Origin of the sequence: Pseudomonas sp. CHM02 (assembly GCF_000612585.1) — a bacterium.
Lineage (GTDB): Bacteria > Pseudomonadota > Gammaproteobacteria > Pseudomonadales > Pseudomonadaceae > Aquipseudomonas.
The window spans coordinates 17,956-32,328 of sequence record NZ_JFCA01000014.1; the positions used below are offsets into that span (position 1 = coordinate 17,956).

Consider the following 14,373-nt stretch of genomic DNA (forward strand, 5'->3'; position numbering starts at 1 on the left):
GTCCATAACATGAGGGGGCCTATCTCTGGCGTTATTTGATGGCCAGATGCTAAGGCGTTGGTTTTTTTAAAAACAGATTAGAAATAGTGCGCGCAAGTAGTGAAATTCACTAAAGGCGTAGGAAGAATTTTCTTTATTGTTCGACCGAGTTGAATATTCGGGGGCAGCGGCTATACACAGGTGCCGGTTGTTATCGGGGTACCTGCTCCGGCGAGGTGCGTGCTTGCCCCTCGCCGGTAGGGTTGTCAGTACTCGCCGGCTTCTGCGGTCCGAGTGTTGTGTGTCATGGCCGCTATCCCGGTGCGCAGGTCAGCGCCACTCGGCTGCTGATACAGGCTCAAGCCAAACTCCGGCAACACCGCCAGCAGGTAATCGAAGATGTCCCCCTGGATCCGCTCGTAATCTGCCCACGCCGTGGTGCGGGTAAAACAATAGATTTCCAGCGGGACGCCCTCGGCGGTGGTTTGCATCTGGCGCACCATGCAGGTCATGTTGGGCTGGATATCCGGGTGGCTTTTCAGATAAGCCAGGGCATAGGCTCGGAAGGTGCCGAGGTTGGTCATGCGCCGGCGGTTGGCCGACAGTTGCGCACTATGGCCCTGGGCTTCGTTCCAGGCCTTGAGTTCAGCCTGCTTGCGCCCGATGTAGTCGGTGAGCAGGTGCACCTGGGTCATGCGCAGTTCTTCATCGTCACGCAGGAAGCGCACGCCGCTGGCGTCGATGAACAGGCTGCGCTTGATGCGGCGCCCGCCGGAGGCCTGCATGCCGCGCCAGTTCTTGAACGACTCGGACATCAGGCGCCAGGTGGGGATGGAGACGATGGTCTTGTCAAAATTCTGCACTTTCACCGTGTGCAAAGTGATATCCACCACATCGCCGTCGGCGCCGACCTGGGGCATTTCGATCCAGTCGCCGACGCGCAGCATGTCGTTGCTGGTCAACTGCACACTGGCGACGAATGACAACAGGGTGTCCTTGTAGACCAACAGGATCACCGCCGACATCGCCCCCAGGCCCGAGAGCAGCAACAGCGGCGAGCGGTCGATCAGGGTGGCGACGATGATGATCGCGCCAAACACGAACAGCACCATCTTCGCCAGTTGCACATAGCCCTTGATCGAGCGGGTTCGCGCATGTTCGGTGCGGGCGTAGATGTCCAGCAGGGCGCTGAGCAGCGCGCTGCTGGCCAGCACCATGAACAGAATGGTGAGCGCCAGGGCCACGTTGCCGATGAACAGGATGGCGGTCTTGCTCAGGTCCGGCACCAGGTACAGGCCGAACTGGATCACCAGGGAGGGCGTCATCTGCGCCAGGCGATGGAAGACTTTGTTGTGCCGCAAGTCGTTGAGCCAGTGCAGCGCCGGTTGCCGGCCGAGCAGTTTGACCGCGTGGAGGATGAGGTAGCGCGCCACGCGCCCGAGCAACAGGGCCACCACCAGCAGCACCAGCAAGCCGAGGCTGGCGTGCAGCAACGGGTGTTCATCGAGGGCGCCCCAGAGGTCCTGGGCGTTGAGCCAGAGCTGTTTGATATCCATGGGTGAAAACGATTCTTCTATTGGGACAAGACGGGGCGATTAGAGCATTTAAGTGCATCAAAGTTGACGTCGCGGACAAATACCCTGACAAAAAAGCGGCTCAATAGCACCGTTCGCGTAAAGAAACTCGGTTTGGGCGCCCGAAACCGGTAACCTATGCAGCTGATTTTTTGTATTTCTTCGAGGTAGCACCCGTGTTTTCCCAATTCGCCCTGCACGAACGCCTGCTCAAAGCCGTGGCCGAGCTTAAATTTGTCGAGCCTACGCCTGTGCAAGCAGCGGCCATCCCGCTCGCGCTCGAAGGGCGTGACCTGCGGGTGACAGCTCAAACCGGTAGTGGCAAGACCGCCGCTTTCGTCCTGCCTGTACTGAACCGCCTGATCGGCCCGGCCAAGGTTCGCGTCAGCATCAAGACCCTGATCCTGCTGCCGACCCGCGAGCTGGCCCAGCAGACCCTGAAGGAAGTCGAGCGCTTTTCGCAGTTCACCTTCATCAAGTCCGGCATCATCACCGGCGGTGAAGACTTCAAGGTCCAGGCGGCCATGCTGCGCAAGGTACCGGACATCCTGATCGGCACCCCAGGCCGCATGATCGAGCAACTCAACGCCGGCAACCTCGACCTCAAGGAAGTCGAAGTGCTGGTGCTGGACGAAGCCGACCGCATGCTCGACATGGGCTTTGCCGACGACGTACAGCGTCTGGTGGGCGAATGCGTCAACCGCCAGCAGACCATGCTGTTCTCCGCCACCACCGGCGGTTCCACCCTGCGCGAGATGGTCGCCAAGGTGCTGAACAACCCTGAGCACCTGCAGGTCAACAACGTCAGCGACCTGAACGCGACCACGCGCCAGCAGATCGTCACTGCTGACCACAATGTGCACAAAGAGCAGATCCTCAACTGGCTGCTGGCCAACGAGACCTATCAGAAGGCCATCGTGTTCACCAACACCCGCGCTGCTGCCGATCGCATCTACGGTCGCCTGGTCGCCCAGGAATACAAGGCGTTCGTGCTGCACGGCGAGAAAGACCAGAAGGACCGCAAACTGGCCATCGACCGCCTCAAGGCGGGTGGCGTCAAGATCCTCGTCGCCACCGACGTTGCCGCGCGCGGCCTGGACGTGGACGGCCTGGACCTGGTGATCAACTTCGACATGCCGCGCAGCGGCGACGAGTACGTGCACCGTATCGGCCGTACCGGGCGTGCCGGCAACGATGGCCTGGCCATCTCGCTGATCTGCCACGGCGACTGGAACCTGATGTCCAGCATCGAGCGCTACCTCAAGCAGTCGTTCGAGCGCCGCACCATCAAGGAAGTCAAAGGCACCTACACCGGGCCGAAGAAGGTCAAGGCGTCGGGCAAGGCCGTTGGCGTGAAGAAGAAAAAGACTGACGCCAAGGGCGACAAGAAGAAGACCGGCGCCAAGTCGCCGACCAAGCGCAAGATCGCCAACCGGCCGAAGACCGACAACCTGTCGCTCGTCAGCAAGGACGGCATGGCGCCACTCAAGCGCCGCAAGCCGGAAGCTCCGGCTGCCGAATAAGGCTTGAGTGATATGAAAAAACCGGACGATTGTCCGGTTTTTTTATGCCTTCAGTTTTTGGTTTTGGCCGCGGCTTCCTTGAGTTCCTTGAGCCGAGCGTCGATCAACTGGCATTTGTCAGGGAACTGCGCGCTTTGCGTATCCAGGTCCATCTTCTGCAGTTCGTCGTTCATCTCCTTGGCCTTGGTCGGGTTTTGTTCGGTCAGTTTGGCCACTTCCTGGGCCAACTGCTCGCGCTTGGCCGTGGCCTCATCGGGCGTGCAGGCCCAGGCGGGCAGCGCGGCGAACAACGCGGTTGCGACGGCCAGGTTCATCAGGGTTTTCATGGGCAGACCTCCTTGGCGGTTATGTGCTGTTGAGGCCGCGAACGTCTGGAAAGTTCAGAGAAATGACGTCTGTCTATTTGGCTGAACGGCTACTGACGCGGCCTGTCACAACCTTGACGGGCTACTTTCCACCGGCCTGCAGGAGGAATCAGGATGACGACTTACAACTGGGATCTGATCGAACGTCTGCTGCATGAAGTGCAGAACGGCGAGGGTAGCTTCGCCCCGCGCAAATACGCCGAGCAGGAAGCGGCCGAAAAGGCCACGGCGGGCGAGTCCACCGGCAATCTGGATGCGTTGAAAAAAACCGCTGCCGATTACGAAGCGCTGCTGTTCAAGCGTGGCTTTATTGAGTCGCGCCCCGAGGAAGAAGGCGGAAATGGTGAAAACTTCATCCTCACTCCGCTGGGCGCACAGCTTTTGGCGCTGATCGACAGCTCGATTCCGGGCAATGATCATCCGCGTCAGGTGCTGGATGAGCAGGCGGATGCGCTGGAGCCGGCGACCTTTGCCGAGGTGGCTTCCAAGGCTCAGATTGCCTGAATCCGTTGCCTTAGATTGCGGCGGCCTTGAGGCATTTAAGTGCCTTGAAGTCGCTGCGTACACCGTCGATTTTCTGCGTCAGTTTCAGGCGCTGTTGCACGGTGCTTTCAGCCATCAGGTCCACGATCAGGCTGCGCGCCGCGGCTTCGGTCTGTGCATAGGCGACGCGGTACTCTGGGGTCCATAGACTTTCCCGGTCCACCAGCAATTGCTGCAATTTCTGCGGGAAGTCAGCGCTCTGGCGTTGCTTCACGGCGTCGATGAATTGCGCCTGCCAGTTCGCACGGTTGCCGATCCATTGCTGGTTTTGCTCACCCAGGCTGATGGACCACGCCGTGACCCGGTTTTTCTGGCTACCGCTCAGCGGCCCCATCCATGCATCCAGGCGTTTATCCATGCGCTCGGCGCGTTCCTGGATCTGCTTGGCCAGCGCGGGCTTGAGGTATTCGTCCTGGCGCTTGCGCAGGTCCTTGGCCAAGGCGTCGTTCATTTCCGTGACCTGCTGATCGTCCAAGCCCTGCAACAACTCAATGGCCGACGGCGTGATTTCACGGGCGACTTGCGCAATGGCTTGCTTGGCTTCGGCAGTGCGGGTCTGCAAGGCGGCATCGGTGACCTGATTGTCGTCGACCATCTGTTGCAGGCGGTCCAGCCAGTCCAGGTAGCCCGGCAATTGTGTGGTGCAGTGCCAGGCCAGGTGCTCCTTGAGTTTGTCGTTGAACCAGCTCTTCTGCCCGGCGTTCATGTCCAGGTAGTCGTTAAGGGTCCAGGGGATGATCACGTCCAGGTTGCGATAGGCCAGGCCCACGCGATTGCAGCCGGCGAGCACCAGGCTCAGGGTCAGTAATACCACCAGTAGTTTGAGCCGACGCAGCATGGGCGGGTCCTTCGCAATGTGGGTTATCACATGTGAACCTGCGCCGGGTGCGACAGTTCATCCCGTTAATAAAACGACCGCGCCGCCTTCAGCGTCAACAGGCCATCGCATTGCGAATTGTGTCCGGAATAGGCTGAGCAATCCCCGCCGCTGAGGCTGGAGTCGCTGTAGATCAGGTTCAGGTCAACGCCCATCCACGCTCGGGAGAATTGCACCGACCAGTCGCTGAAGCTGCGGATGGAGCCGCCTTCCACCGAGACCGGGGTGCCCAACTGATGAGTGGTGTATTTCATGCTGACCCCAATGCCGAAAGGCTGGGTGCCACCGAGGTCGGCGAACAGGGTGCTGTCCTGGCGATCCGGGTCGTTGCTGAAGGAGGCGCCGAAGCGATTGCCCAATAGGTTCAGTCCACCGTAGAACTCCTGGCTGTCGAGGGGGCTGAGCTTGGGGTAGCTGTAGTGGATCAGGCCCACTTCGTAGCCCAGGGTCTGGTCGAAAGGGTGTTTGAAACCCATGTACGAGTCGACTTCGAGGTTACTGGACGGGGACAAGCCCATGTTCGGAGAAAACTGGCCGACGTACAGGCCGCTGTCGTGGCTCAGGTCGAGCCCGCCGTGGAACGAGTCGCTGCCGGGGGAGGTCGGCTTGACCAGGCCCTGGGCCATGCTGCGACTGGGCGTAGTGCCTAATTTCAGGTCGAAGTCGCCCAATTCGCGCTGAAAGATCTGCGCTTCGGCGAGAGGGCTGGCAACCAGGGCACCGACCAGGAACATGCAGGATTTGAACATGCTTCACTCCATGAAAAGCGAGGAGCAGTGACGGAGAAAGTCGGGCAGATGCCCGTGCTAGACGTGTGCAAGCATACCGGCGAATGCCAGGCGGTGAGGCCCGTTCGTCGATTAGCGTGGTTGTGAGGGTGTGGGGAGGGTGATTCGGGGTCTAGTCCTAGCGCCTTGAAGGCAAGACGCATAGGGACCAGGGATGTTGCGCGGTATTACTTTTTACCCAGGCTGATCTGCTTGGACGGGCCGAAAGTCTGGCCACTGACGCCCTTGGCAATTTGCTGGATTTCGCCGCCGGACTTGAGGAACGCCGCAATCTGGCTGTTGATCGACTCGCTGGTTTCAACGGCGGGAGCTGGCTTTGCTTTGCTGTTGGATGCTTTTACGCGCATGGCGGCCACTAACCTGTAGAAAATTAACTTGGCCAGGCATCGTACAGGAAATACTTGACAATTGCTTGGTAAATATCCTCCGGGAATAAGTGCAGCGGCTGCAAATAGCCAAAGTTCATCTTTGAAATAAGCCTCTAACTTGCTGTTTTAACTCGAAACCATGGGCCGTGTAACGGTTGCCAGCCCTGGAAAATTCAGCCGATTGATCGGACGAGCGGGGCGGTGCCATTGGAACGCCACGCCGGCCCCCGATTTTTCAGGCACGCGCGCGTGGCGGGCGCAAGTCGGGTAGAATGCCGCCCACGCAATGAGGGTATTGGAAATGGCTTTAGCCGGGCGCTACAACAGCTTGCAAGTGGTTAAACACACTAACTTTGGTTTGTACCTGGACGGTGCGCAAGATGGCGAAATCCTCTTGCCTAATCGGTATATCCCCAAAGATATTCCCAGTGAAGATGAAGACTGGCTTAACGTTTTCATTTATCTGGACAGCGATGACAAACTTATTGCCACCACTGAAAAACCCAAAGTTCAAGTGGGCGAATTCGCCAGTTTGAAAGTGGTGGAAGTCAACAGTATTGGCGTATTCCTCGACTGGGGTCTGCCCAAGGATCTGTTGCTGCCGTATTCGGAAGAAAAGCGTCAGCTGAGTGCCGGTGAATATTGCGTGGTGCACGTCTACCTCGACAAGCACACCAAGCGCATCACCGCCACCGCACGCCTGGATCGCTACCTGGACAAGACGCCTGCCAACTACCAGGTGGGCCAGGAAGTCGACTTGCTGGTGGCTGAAGCCACCGACATGGGCTTCAAGGCGATCATCAACAACAAGCACTGGGGCCTGATCCACAAGAACGAAGTGTTCAAGTTCCTGCGCCCAGGCAAGGAAGAAAAGGGTTTTATCAAGGAGATCCGCGCCGACGGCAACATCAGCCTGAGCCTGCAACCGGTCGGCCAGGAAGCGGCCTCCAGCCTGAACTCGAAGATCCTTGCCAAGTTGCGTGAAAACAACGGCACCTTGCCGGTCAGTGACAAGAGCGACCCGGCGGTGATCAGCAACTTGTTCGGCGTGAGCAAGGGCAACTTCAAGAAAGCCATCGGTGCGCTGTATAAACAGGGCCAGATCGTAATTCACGCGGATCGCATTGAACTAAGCTGAGTGCGTTTTGCTCTTCTGTAGGAGCGAGGGGGACGCCTGGTCATTGTTCGCGAAAAAGGCCCATCCGACCCCGTGATGCGCCTGGACTATTTTCGCGAGCAAGCTCGCTCCTACAAAGGGCTGCACCCATGTCGAAAAAAGCGCTCTTCGCCTTCTTTGGTACCTTGCTCGCGTTTCTGGTCCTCGACGGCCTCTGGCTTGGCGTCTTGATGGGCTCCACCTATAAATCGCTGCTCGGCCCGTTGATGCTCGATCAACCGCGGCTGTTGCCGGCCGTGTTGTTCTACCTCCTCTATGTCATCGGTTGTGTGGTGTTCGTAGTATTGCCCAGCGCCAGCTGGCAGCGCGCGGCCCGAATGGGGGCTTTGCTCGGCCTGGTCGCCTACGGCACCTATGACCTGAGCAACTGGGCCACGTTGCAAGGCTGGTCCGCCGAGCTTGCGATCATGGACATGGCCTGGGGAACATTTCTGACCGCCGCGTGCTGCACGGTGGGTTACCTGTGTGCACAACGAGTGCACCGCTGATTGTGTACAGGATATAGGTGCACCGTCGCTGAGCGTGTGCCCATCCTATAACCCTGCATTGACCCCTTTGGAGCGCCGCGCCAGGGGGATTGCGCTCAATTGGCACGTATTCTGCTGACTGTCTCGTATACAAACCATGCCGCCTCCCGTATGCATCCCCGCTGCGGCAGCGCAGGCCGGTATTTCGAGGAGCCCAGCGATGACCGAACAATTGCCCAAAGGCTACAGCCCACGCCTGTACAACCAGGACCTGGGCCCACTGCCGCAGAAGTGGAACTGGTACAACATCTTCGCCTTCTGGATGAGCGACGTGCACAGCGTCGGCGGTTATGTGTTTGCCGCCAGTCTGTTTGCCCTGGGGCTGGCCAGTTGGCAGGTGTTGATCGCCTTGCTCGCTGGTATTTGCATCGTGCAGTTGATCGCCAACCTGGTGGCCAAGCCGAGCCAGCAAGCTGCGGTGCCTTATCCCGTGATCTGCCGGCTGGCGTTTGGTGTGTTCGGCGCGAACATTCCCGCAGTGATTCGCGGCTTGATCGCCGTGGCCTGGTACGGGATCCAGACGTACTTGGCCTCGAGTGCGTTGATCATCGTGGTGCTGCGTTTCTTCCCACAGATGGCGGTGTATGCAGAACCGCATTTTGCAGGCCTGTCCTACCTGGGTTGGTTTGGTTTCCTTAGCCTGTGGGTGTTGCAAGCGGCAGTGTTCTGGGCGGGCATGGAGTCCATCCGCCGTTTTATCGATTGTGCGGGGCCGGTGGTGTATGCGGTGATGTTTGCCCTGGCCGCCTGGATCGTGTGGAAGGCCGGTTGGTCGAACATCAGCTTTACCCTGGCGGAGAAATCCCTGTCAGGCTGGCAGGCGTTTGGCCAGGTGATCGTGGCCACGGCGTTGGTGGTGTCGTATTTCTCCGGGCCGACCCTGAATTTCGGCGATTTCAGCCGCTACTGCCGCAGCATGCAGGATGTGCGTCGCGGCAATCTCTGGGGGCTGCCGGTGAACTTCCTGGCGTTTTCCCTGGTGACCGTGGTGATCGTCTCGGGCACCTTGCCGGTGTTTGGTGAAATGCTCCACGACCCGATCGCCACGGTTTCGCGCATCGATAACAGCATGGCGGTATTGCTGGGTGCCTTTGCCTTTGTCACCGCGACCATCGGCATCAATATCGTCGCCAACTTCGTCTCCCCGGCGTTTGACTTCGCCAACGTCGCCCCGAGCAGAATCAGCTGGCGCGCAGGCGGGATGATCGCCGCCGTGGCATCGATCTTCATCACCCCGTGGAACCTGTTCAACAACCCGCTGATGATCCACTACACCCTGGATATCCTCGCGGCCTTTATCGGTCCGCTGTTCGGGATCCTGCTGGTGGATTTCTACCTGATCAAAAAACAGCAGATCGACGTGGATGCGCTGTTTGATGACAGCCCGAGCGGGCGCTACTACTTCGACGGCGGCGTGAACTGGACGGCGGTAAAAGCGTTGGTGCCGGCGACGCTGGTGGGCGTCGCGATTACCTTCACGCCGGCGTTGCAGGGCATGGCCAACTTTGCCTGGTTTACCGGCTGCTTCCTGGGTGGGCTGTTTTTCCTGGTGCTGGCGCGGCGTGAACAGCTGCGTGTACCTGCGCCGATGGTTGCCGGCTGACCAGCACTGAGCCCGCTACCAACAAGCCTGCGCCGGCCACTACCAGTGCCGGTTGCAGGCCACCGCTCAGGTGGCTGCTGACCGACGCCAGCAACGGGCCGCTCAGTTGGCCGATGGCAAAGCTCGCAGTCAATAGGCCGGTGCTGCGCTGGTAGCCGTGGGGTGCGACGTCCCGCAGGCGTGCCATCACCAACTGCATGCACGCCAGGAATGGCCCGCCGCACAGCAACACCCCCAGTGCCAGGCCCCAGCCATTACCCAGCAGGCAGGCAAACACGCCGGCTGCTTGCAGCCACAGGGTGGTCATCAGCCAGCGGCGAGTGGTGTCAGGATCCTTGCGACGCAGGGTCGCCACCACCACGCCAATCGCTGCGGCCAGGCCAAAGCATGGCCAGAACAGGTCGGCTTGCCAGGCGCCCTTGAATTGCGCGCTGGCCATCTGCGAGAGGAACGTCGCCGGGATGATGTAGCCAAGGCCGTACAACACGTAGATCCAGCACAAATGCGCGATGCTGCCGTTGCTGCCCGCGTCGGAGTGGCCGGCTACGGGGCTTGCGGCGGCAGATGGCTTGGGCAGGAAGGGCAGAATCGCCAGCAACATCACCAACGCCACCGCGCCATACACCAGCCACAAGGTTGCCGAGCTTTGCCCCAGCAGGTTGGAGCCCAGCGCCAGCAAACCGGTCAGCAGGATCCCCAGTCCAGGCCCGGCGAATACCAACGCACCCAGGCGCGGACGCCCGGCGGCAATCGCCAGCGGCTGGCTCAGGCTGGTGATCATCACCAGTGCCCAGGCACTCGCGACACCGGTACCAAAGCGCAGTAACAGATGCGGCCAGAACCCATGGGCCCAGTACGATGCCAGGGTCAGCAGTACACACAGCCACAGCCCGCCATACAAACGCCCACGCACGTGGTGATGGCTGCGCGCAAAGATCGAATCCACCGCTCCGACGAAGTAGCCCAGGTAATTGGCGGCCGCAATCAGGCCGGCGCCGGTCAAGTCGATCTGCCCTTCACTGAGCAGATGCGGCATTTGTGGGGTGAGGGCGAAGCGGCCAATGCCCATCGCCATCATCAGGGCGACAAAGCTGGCGAGTAAGCGGATCAACGGAGACATGGTCAGGTTTCCTGCGGGTAAACGAATACCTTCAGGCTAAAGCCGATTGACTTTCTGTAAAATTGAATAATAGTGAGTAACTTGTTCAGTTTTGGAGAAAGATATGGAGTTCAGTCAATTGCGCATCTTCCAGGCCGTGGCGGAAGAGGGCTCCATCACGCGTGCGGCCGAGCGCCTGCACCGTGTGCCGTCAAACCTGTCGACGCGGCTCAAGCAAATGGAGGAGCAACTCGGTGTAGAGTTGTTCGTGCGCGAGCGCCAGCGTTTGCAGCTTTCTCCGGCGGGCAAGGTGTTGCTGGACTACAGCACCCGTCTGCTGGCCCTGCACGACGAAGCCCACGGTGCCGTACAAGGTGGGCAACCGGCTGGCGACTTTGTGCTGGGCAGTATGTACAGCACGGCGGCGGTTCATTTGCCGAAGTTGCTGGCGGGTTATCACAAGGCGTACCCGATGGTGAACCTCCAGGTGCAATCGGCGCCCAGCGGCGAGCTGCTCGAAGGGTTGATTACCGGTCGTCTGGATGCGGCCTTCGTGGACGGCCCCATCACCATCGCCTCCCTGGACGGAGTGGCCCTGTGCGAGGAACGCCTGGTGCTCATCTGTGAAGCCGATCACCCGCCCGTACGCGGGCCACAGGATGTGGAGGGCCGCTCGGTGTTCACCTTCCGTCGCAGTTGCGCCTACCGGGCACGGCTGGAAACCTGGTTTTCCCACGAGCGCGTGGCCATGGGCCGGGCGATTGAGATCGAGTCCTACCAAGGCATGCTCGCCTGCGTGATCGCTGGGTCCGGGGTGGCGCTGATGTCTGAATCCATGCTCGCCAGCCTGCCAGGCAAGGACAGCGTGTCCGTTCATCCGCTGACGGGGCCTTTTGCCACTGCGACGACCTGGCTGATGTGGCGAAAGGGTATGCTCGGCGCTAACCTCAACGCATGGATCGACCTGCAGCAAGAGGGCAAGGCCGAGGTCCTGCAAGACGCACGCGCGATTGCTTGAACGATCCGTCAGGATTTGGATCAATTCAGTAATAGTTCGTTGTGGTTTCGTTCAAGCAATACGTAGGACTTAGGGCTACTATCAGTGTAGGAAAAGGCGACAGAACTTGCGCCTACCAGCATTACCCTCAAAGGGGGCAACCATGAAAGAGAAAATTCAAAACTGGCTCCATGATCTGGGTGTTGCACTGGGCTTGATCGAGCCTCCACTACAGCCGGTGCCGATTCGCACAGATGACGAGCAACGTCGTCCACGTCGCAGGTAAGTCCTGAAGCGCTCACGCGATTGAATCGCGTGGGCGCTGACACAATGGGTCGTTCTTCAGGGTGTGACCGGTTCCCTGTAATCCGAGCGCAGCCGCGTTTCGTTCCGTACAGTGTGTGATGAAGCACGCTTCTTTGTCGGACCTTTCTGCTTATCCCGCCATCCGTGCCTTTTTCCTGTTTACCCTTCTATATTTTTGCCTTTACAGGGATGAATAGGCATTGAAATGTCGAGTATTGATAGCGAAGGCATGTTGATTTCCGACAGAGTCGAGCATCGTCGGTTTCAAACGATCGAGCACGGAAATTTGCGTGGTGTGCGTGCTTTGGTGGTCCACCAGACAGACGCACCCACCGCGCAGCACACCTTTAACGGTTACCTATCCAAAGGCAGCGGTGCGCACTTTCTCATTGAAAAAAATGGCGCCATCTACCAGACGGCCAGCCTGAAAAAACGCTGTTATCACGTTGGGCGCTACCTGCGTTCCAAATGCCTGGCAACTGATAAGGCAAAGTGCGACACCGCACAAATCCAACCTATCCAGGCTCTCACCTGGACGCTGCAGATTCGCGCACTGGACCGCTATGAGCGGACCAAGGACTATCCTGAGCGATATCCGATGAACGCGGACTCCCTAGGGATTGAATTGGTCGGCAAGCATCTGGATGCCGCCCGTTACGAGGAGGTGACTGCCATGCAGAATCAATCTCTGCGGTGGTTGGTGGCTGAGTTGTATGACCATTTCCGCCTGACGCCCGAAGACGTCTACACGCATCCGCAAATCTCCTACAAGCACCCAGGTGAAGCCAGCAGCGCGGTGTGGCAATGAATCTGAGGCCATGGCTGTTTGGCGTGTGTGCATTATTTGTCGGATGCTCGCCCTCCCGCCCGGTTATCGATGACATTCTCATCTCTTCCTTCCACTCCGACGAGCCTGAACGGTGCCGACCCAGTGACGTTGCGCTGGATGAGCGGCAGGTGGCTTCCTTTTTTAAGAGGGCCGAGCTTATCGATGGTCGCACGCTACATGATGAGTTTGAGTGGGCGCCTTGTTACCTTGAAGGCACGCTGAGATATCAGGAAAACGCATGTACATGGCGGGTGATGGCAGGCGCTACGGGGGCGATCAAGTGCTCGGCATCCGAGCAATATTTTGGCTGCAATAGTTGCAGTGATTTTTTTGAAGGCGCCAGGCAGTAGTGTCGGATAAAAAAACGGGCACGACATCCGACGTCGTGCCCGCTGAAGAAACCGCTCTAAAACCCGTTCTATCTCACACCGCGCTGGCCGCCACGCCCTCTGGCCGGCGCGACAACAAACTCACCACCACAAAACTCACCAGCCCTACCGCCAGGCTGTAGTAGATCGGTGTGTTCGCATCCAAGCCATCCTTGATCATGAACACCAGCGCCGTCACAAAGCCCAGGGTCATGGAGGTGATCGCACCCGATGTGGTCGCGCGTTTCCAGAAGATCGCGCCGATCAGTGGGATCAGCATGCCGCCCACCAACAGGTTGTAGGCCAGGGTCAGGGCGCTGATCACATCGCTCACGACCAGTGCGATCCCCAGCACGGCAATGCCGGTCAGCATCGTGAACAGGCGGTTGATGGCCAGGCTCGACTGTTTGCCGCCACGCAGGCGCGGCAGCAGGTCTTCGGTCAGTACGGTGGAGGCGGCGAGCAGGCCGGCGCTGGCGGTGGACATCATCGCTGCGAGGGCGGCGGCAATCACCAGGCCACGAATGCCGTCTGGCAGCGAGGCTTTCACGATAGCGGCAAACGCATTGTTGACGTTATCCAGGTCCGGGATCAGCACATGCGCGGCCATGCCGATCAGTGCACAGGCCAGGCCGTAGAGGATGCAGTAGAAACCGGCGAACGTGCCTGCGTACTTGGCGACCTTTTCGTCACGGGCGGTGAACACCCGCTGCCAGATGTCCTGGCCGATCAGGATGCCGAAAAAGTAGATCATGAAGTAGGTGATGATCGTGTCCCAGCCGATCGCGGTGAAGCTGAAGTTCGACGCGGGCAGCTTGGCCACCAGTTCGTCCCAGCCGCCGACGCGGTACAGGCAGATCGGCAGCAGGATAAACATCAGGCCGACAGTCTTGATCACGAATTGCACGATGTCGGTGAGGGTCAGCGACCACATGCCGCCGATGGTCGAGTACACCACTACCACGCCACCGCCCAGCAACACCGAGATCCAGAATGGCAGGCCGAACAGCACTTGCAGCACGGTGCCGATGGCCAGGATCGAGGTCACACCGATCATCAGCGCGTAGGCCAGCATGATCACGGCGCTGGCCTGGCGGGCCATGGGGTTGTAGCGTTTTTCGAGGACCTGGGTCACGGTGAAGATCTTCAGCTTCAGCAGCGGCTTGGCCAGGAACAGGTTCAGCGCAATGATGCCCATGCCCAGTGCGGCACACAGCCAGAAGCCGGAGATACCGTGCACATACCCCAGGCGCACGGTGCCGACGGTGGACGCGCCGCCCAAGACTGTCGCGGCCATGGTGCCCATGTACAGCGACGGTCCGAGGTTGCGCCCGGCCACCAGGTAGTCTTCGTGGGTCTTGGCGCGGCGCATGCCGTAATAGCCGAGCACGAGCATGCCGGCGGCGTAGATGAGTACGACGAATAAATCCAAAGCCATGACGGCGAGTCT

At 59.4% G+C, this 14,373-nt stretch carries 15 protein-coding genes; 8 read left to right on the plus strand and 7 right to left on the minus strand.

From position 1 onward, the window contains the following. Nucleotides 1–245: 245 nt before the first annotated feature. Entirely contained in the window at nucleotides 246–1,535 is a 1,290-nt protein-coding gene (locus BM70_RS0109450) for a mechanosensitive ion channel family protein (RefSeq protein ID WP_025855789.1), read from the minus strand. A 194-nt stretch (nucleotides 1,536–1,729) separates the two neighbouring features. Between BM70_RS0109450 and BM70_RS0109455 the strand changes: the two genes are divergently transcribed. Then, nucleotides 1,730–3,076: a DEAD/DEAH box helicase gene (locus tag BM70_RS0109455; protein ID WP_025855790.1), complete on the plus strand. Its 1,347-nt coding sequence runs from the start codon at nucleotides 1,730–1,732 to the stop codon at nucleotides 3,074–3,076. 50 nt (nucleotides 3,077–3,126) lie between these two features. On the opposite strand, the gene BM70_RS0109460 is transcribed toward BM70_RS0109455, so the two are convergent. Next, nucleotides 3,127–3,402: a hypothetical protein gene (locus BM70_RS0109460; RefSeq protein ID WP_025855791.1), complete on the minus strand. Its 276-nt coding sequence runs from the start codon at nucleotides 3,400–3,402 to the stop codon at nucleotides 3,127–3,129. Between the two features lie 153 nt (nucleotides 3,403–3,555). Between BM70_RS0109460 and BM70_RS0109465 the strand changes: the two genes are divergently transcribed. Beyond that, on the plus strand, nucleotides 3,556–3,945 hold the full coding sequence (locus tag BM70_RS0109465) for a hypothetical protein (protein WP_025855792.1): 390 nt from the start codon (nucleotides 3,556–3,558) through the stop codon (nucleotides 3,943–3,945). Nucleotides 3,946–3,955: 10 nt separating this feature from the next. Here BM70_RS0109465 and BM70_RS0109470 read toward each other — a convergent pair whose 3' ends face one another. From BM70_RS0109470 to BM70_RS0109480, 3 genes are all read right to left on the minus strand, one after another. Further along, the gene (locus tag BM70_RS0109470) at nucleotides 3,956–4,822 is read right to left on the minus strand and encodes a DUF6279 family lipoprotein (protein WP_025855793.1); all 867 of its coding nucleotides are present in this window, start codon (nucleotides 4,820–4,822) and stop codon (nucleotides 3,956–3,958) included. A gap of 65 nt (nucleotides 4,823–4,887) precedes the next feature. Beyond that, nucleotides 4,888–5,610, minus strand: a complete 723-nt coding sequence (locus BM70_RS0109475; RefSeq protein WP_025855794.1) for a TorF family putative porin — start codon at nucleotides 5,608–5,610, stop codon at nucleotides 4,888–4,890. Nucleotides 5,611–5,816: 206 nt separating this feature from the next. Beyond that, the gene (locus BM70_RS0109480; RefSeq protein WP_003193095.1) at nucleotides 5,817–5,996 is read right to left on the minus strand and encodes a hypothetical protein; all 180 of its coding nucleotides are present in this window, start codon (nucleotides 5,994–5,996) and stop codon (nucleotides 5,817–5,819) included. Nucleotides 5,997–6,318: 322 nt separating this feature from the next. On the opposite strand from BM70_RS0109480, the gene BM70_RS0109485 reads away from it, so the two are divergent. From BM70_RS0109485 to BM70_RS0109495, 3 genes are all read left to right on the plus strand, one after another. After that, the gene (locus BM70_RS0109485; RefSeq protein WP_025855796.1) at nucleotides 6,319–7,155 is read left to right on the plus strand and encodes a S1 RNA-binding domain-containing protein; all 837 of its coding nucleotides are present in this window, start codon (nucleotides 6,319–6,321) and stop codon (nucleotides 7,153–7,155) included. Nucleotides 7,156–7,283: 128 nt separating this feature from the next. Continuing rightward, nucleotides 7,284–7,682: a DUF2177 family protein gene (locus BM70_RS0109490; protein WP_025855797.1), complete on the plus strand. Its 399-nt coding sequence runs from the start codon at nucleotides 7,284–7,286 to the stop codon at nucleotides 7,680–7,682. Between the two features lie 199 nt (nucleotides 7,683–7,881). After that, nucleotides 7,882–9,324: an NCS1 family nucleobase:cation symporter-1 gene (locus tag BM70_RS0109495; RefSeq protein ID WP_025855798.1), complete on the plus strand. Its 1,443-nt coding sequence runs from the start codon at nucleotides 7,882–7,884 to the stop codon at nucleotides 9,322–9,324. Here the strand turns inward: BM70_RS0109495 and BM70_RS0109500 are convergent. Then, nucleotides 9,236–10,444: an MFS transporter gene (locus BM70_RS0109500; RefSeq protein WP_025855799.1), complete on the minus strand. Its 1,209-nt coding sequence runs from the start codon at nucleotides 10,442–10,444 to the stop codon at nucleotides 9,236–9,238. The genes BM70_RS0109495 and BM70_RS0109500 overlap by 89 nt on opposite strands. 103 nt (nucleotides 10,445–10,547) lie before the next feature. Here BM70_RS0109500 and BM70_RS0109505 point away from each other — a divergent pair, with 103 nt between their 5' ends. From BM70_RS0109505 to BM70_RS0109510, 3 genes are all read left to right on the plus strand, one after another. After that, entirely contained in the window at nucleotides 10,548–11,441 is an 894-nt protein-coding gene (locus BM70_RS0109505) for a LysR family transcriptional regulator (RefSeq protein ID WP_025855800.1), read from the plus strand. 142 nt (nucleotides 11,442–11,583) lie between these two features. After that, entirely contained in the window at nucleotides 11,584–11,706 is a 123-nt protein-coding gene (locus BM70_RS33585) for a PA1414 family protein (RefSeq protein WP_003193089.1), read from the plus strand. A gap of 225 nt (nucleotides 11,707–11,931) precedes the next feature. Next, entirely contained in the window at nucleotides 11,932–12,534 is a 603-nt protein-coding gene (locus tag BM70_RS0109510) for a peptidoglycan recognition family protein (protein WP_025855801.1), read from the plus strand. Nucleotides 12,535–12,978: 444 nt separating this feature from the next. On the opposite strand, the gene BM70_RS0109515 is transcribed toward BM70_RS0109510, so the two are convergent. Next, on the minus strand, nucleotides 12,979–14,361 hold the full coding sequence (locus tag BM70_RS0109515) for a sodium:solute symporter (RefSeq protein WP_025855802.1): 1,383 nt from the start codon (nucleotides 14,359–14,361) through the stop codon (nucleotides 12,979–12,981). Nucleotides 14,362–14,373: the final 12 nt, after the last annotated feature.

Coding starts and splice junctions, on each gene's coding strand:
- BM70_RS0109465 (WP_025855792.1), top strand. CDS start 3,556: ATGACGACTTACAACTGGGATCTGATCGAACGTCTGCTGCATGAAGTG.
- BM70_RS0109500 (WP_025855799.1), bottom strand. CDS start 10,444: ATGTCTCCGTTGATCCGCTTACTCGCCAGCTTTGTCGCCCTGATGATG.
- BM70_RS0109460 (WP_025855791.1), bottom strand. CDS start 3,402: ATGAAAACCCTGATGAACCTGGCCGTCGCAACCGCGTTGTTCGCCGCG.
- BM70_RS0109510 (WP_025855801.1), top strand. CDS start 11,932: ATGTCGAGTATTGATAGCGAAGGCATGTTGATTTCCGACAGAGTCGAG.
- BM70_RS0109450 (WP_025855789.1), bottom strand. CDS start 1,535: ATGGATATCAAACAGCTCTGGCTCAACGCCCAGGACCTCTGGGGCGCC.
- BM70_RS0109490 (WP_025855797.1), top strand. CDS start 7,284: ATGTCGAAAAAAGCGCTCTTCGCCTTCTTTGGTACCTTGCTCGCGTTT.
- BM70_RS0109480 (WP_003193095.1), bottom strand. CDS start 5,996: ATGCGCGTAAAAGCATCCAACAGCAAAGCAAAGCCAGCTCCCGCCGTT.
- BM70_RS33585 (WP_003193089.1), top strand. CDS start 11,584: ATGAAAGAGAAAATTCAAAACTGGCTCCATGATCTGGGTGTTGCACTG.
- BM70_RS0109485 (WP_025855796.1), top strand. CDS start 6,319: ATGGCTTTAGCCGGGCGCTACAACAGCTTGCAAGTGGTTAAACACACT.
- BM70_RS0109505 (WP_025855800.1), top strand. CDS start 10,548: ATGGAGTTCAGTCAATTGCGCATCTTCCAGGCCGTGGCGGAAGAGGGC.
- BM70_RS0109515 (WP_025855802.1), bottom strand. CDS start 14,361: ATGGCTTTGGATTTATTCGTCGTACTCATCTACGCCGCCGGCATGCTC.
- BM70_RS0109475 (WP_025855794.1), bottom strand. CDS start 5,610: ATGTTCAAATCCTGCATGTTCCTGGTCGGTGCCCTGGTTGCCAGCCCT.
- BM70_RS0109470 (WP_025855793.1), bottom strand. CDS start 4,822: ATGCTGCGTCGGCTCAAACTACTGGTGGTATTACTGACCCTGAGCCTG.
- BM70_RS0109495 (WP_025855798.1), top strand. CDS start 7,882: ATGACCGAACAATTGCCCAAAGGCTACAGCCCACGCCTGTACAACCAG.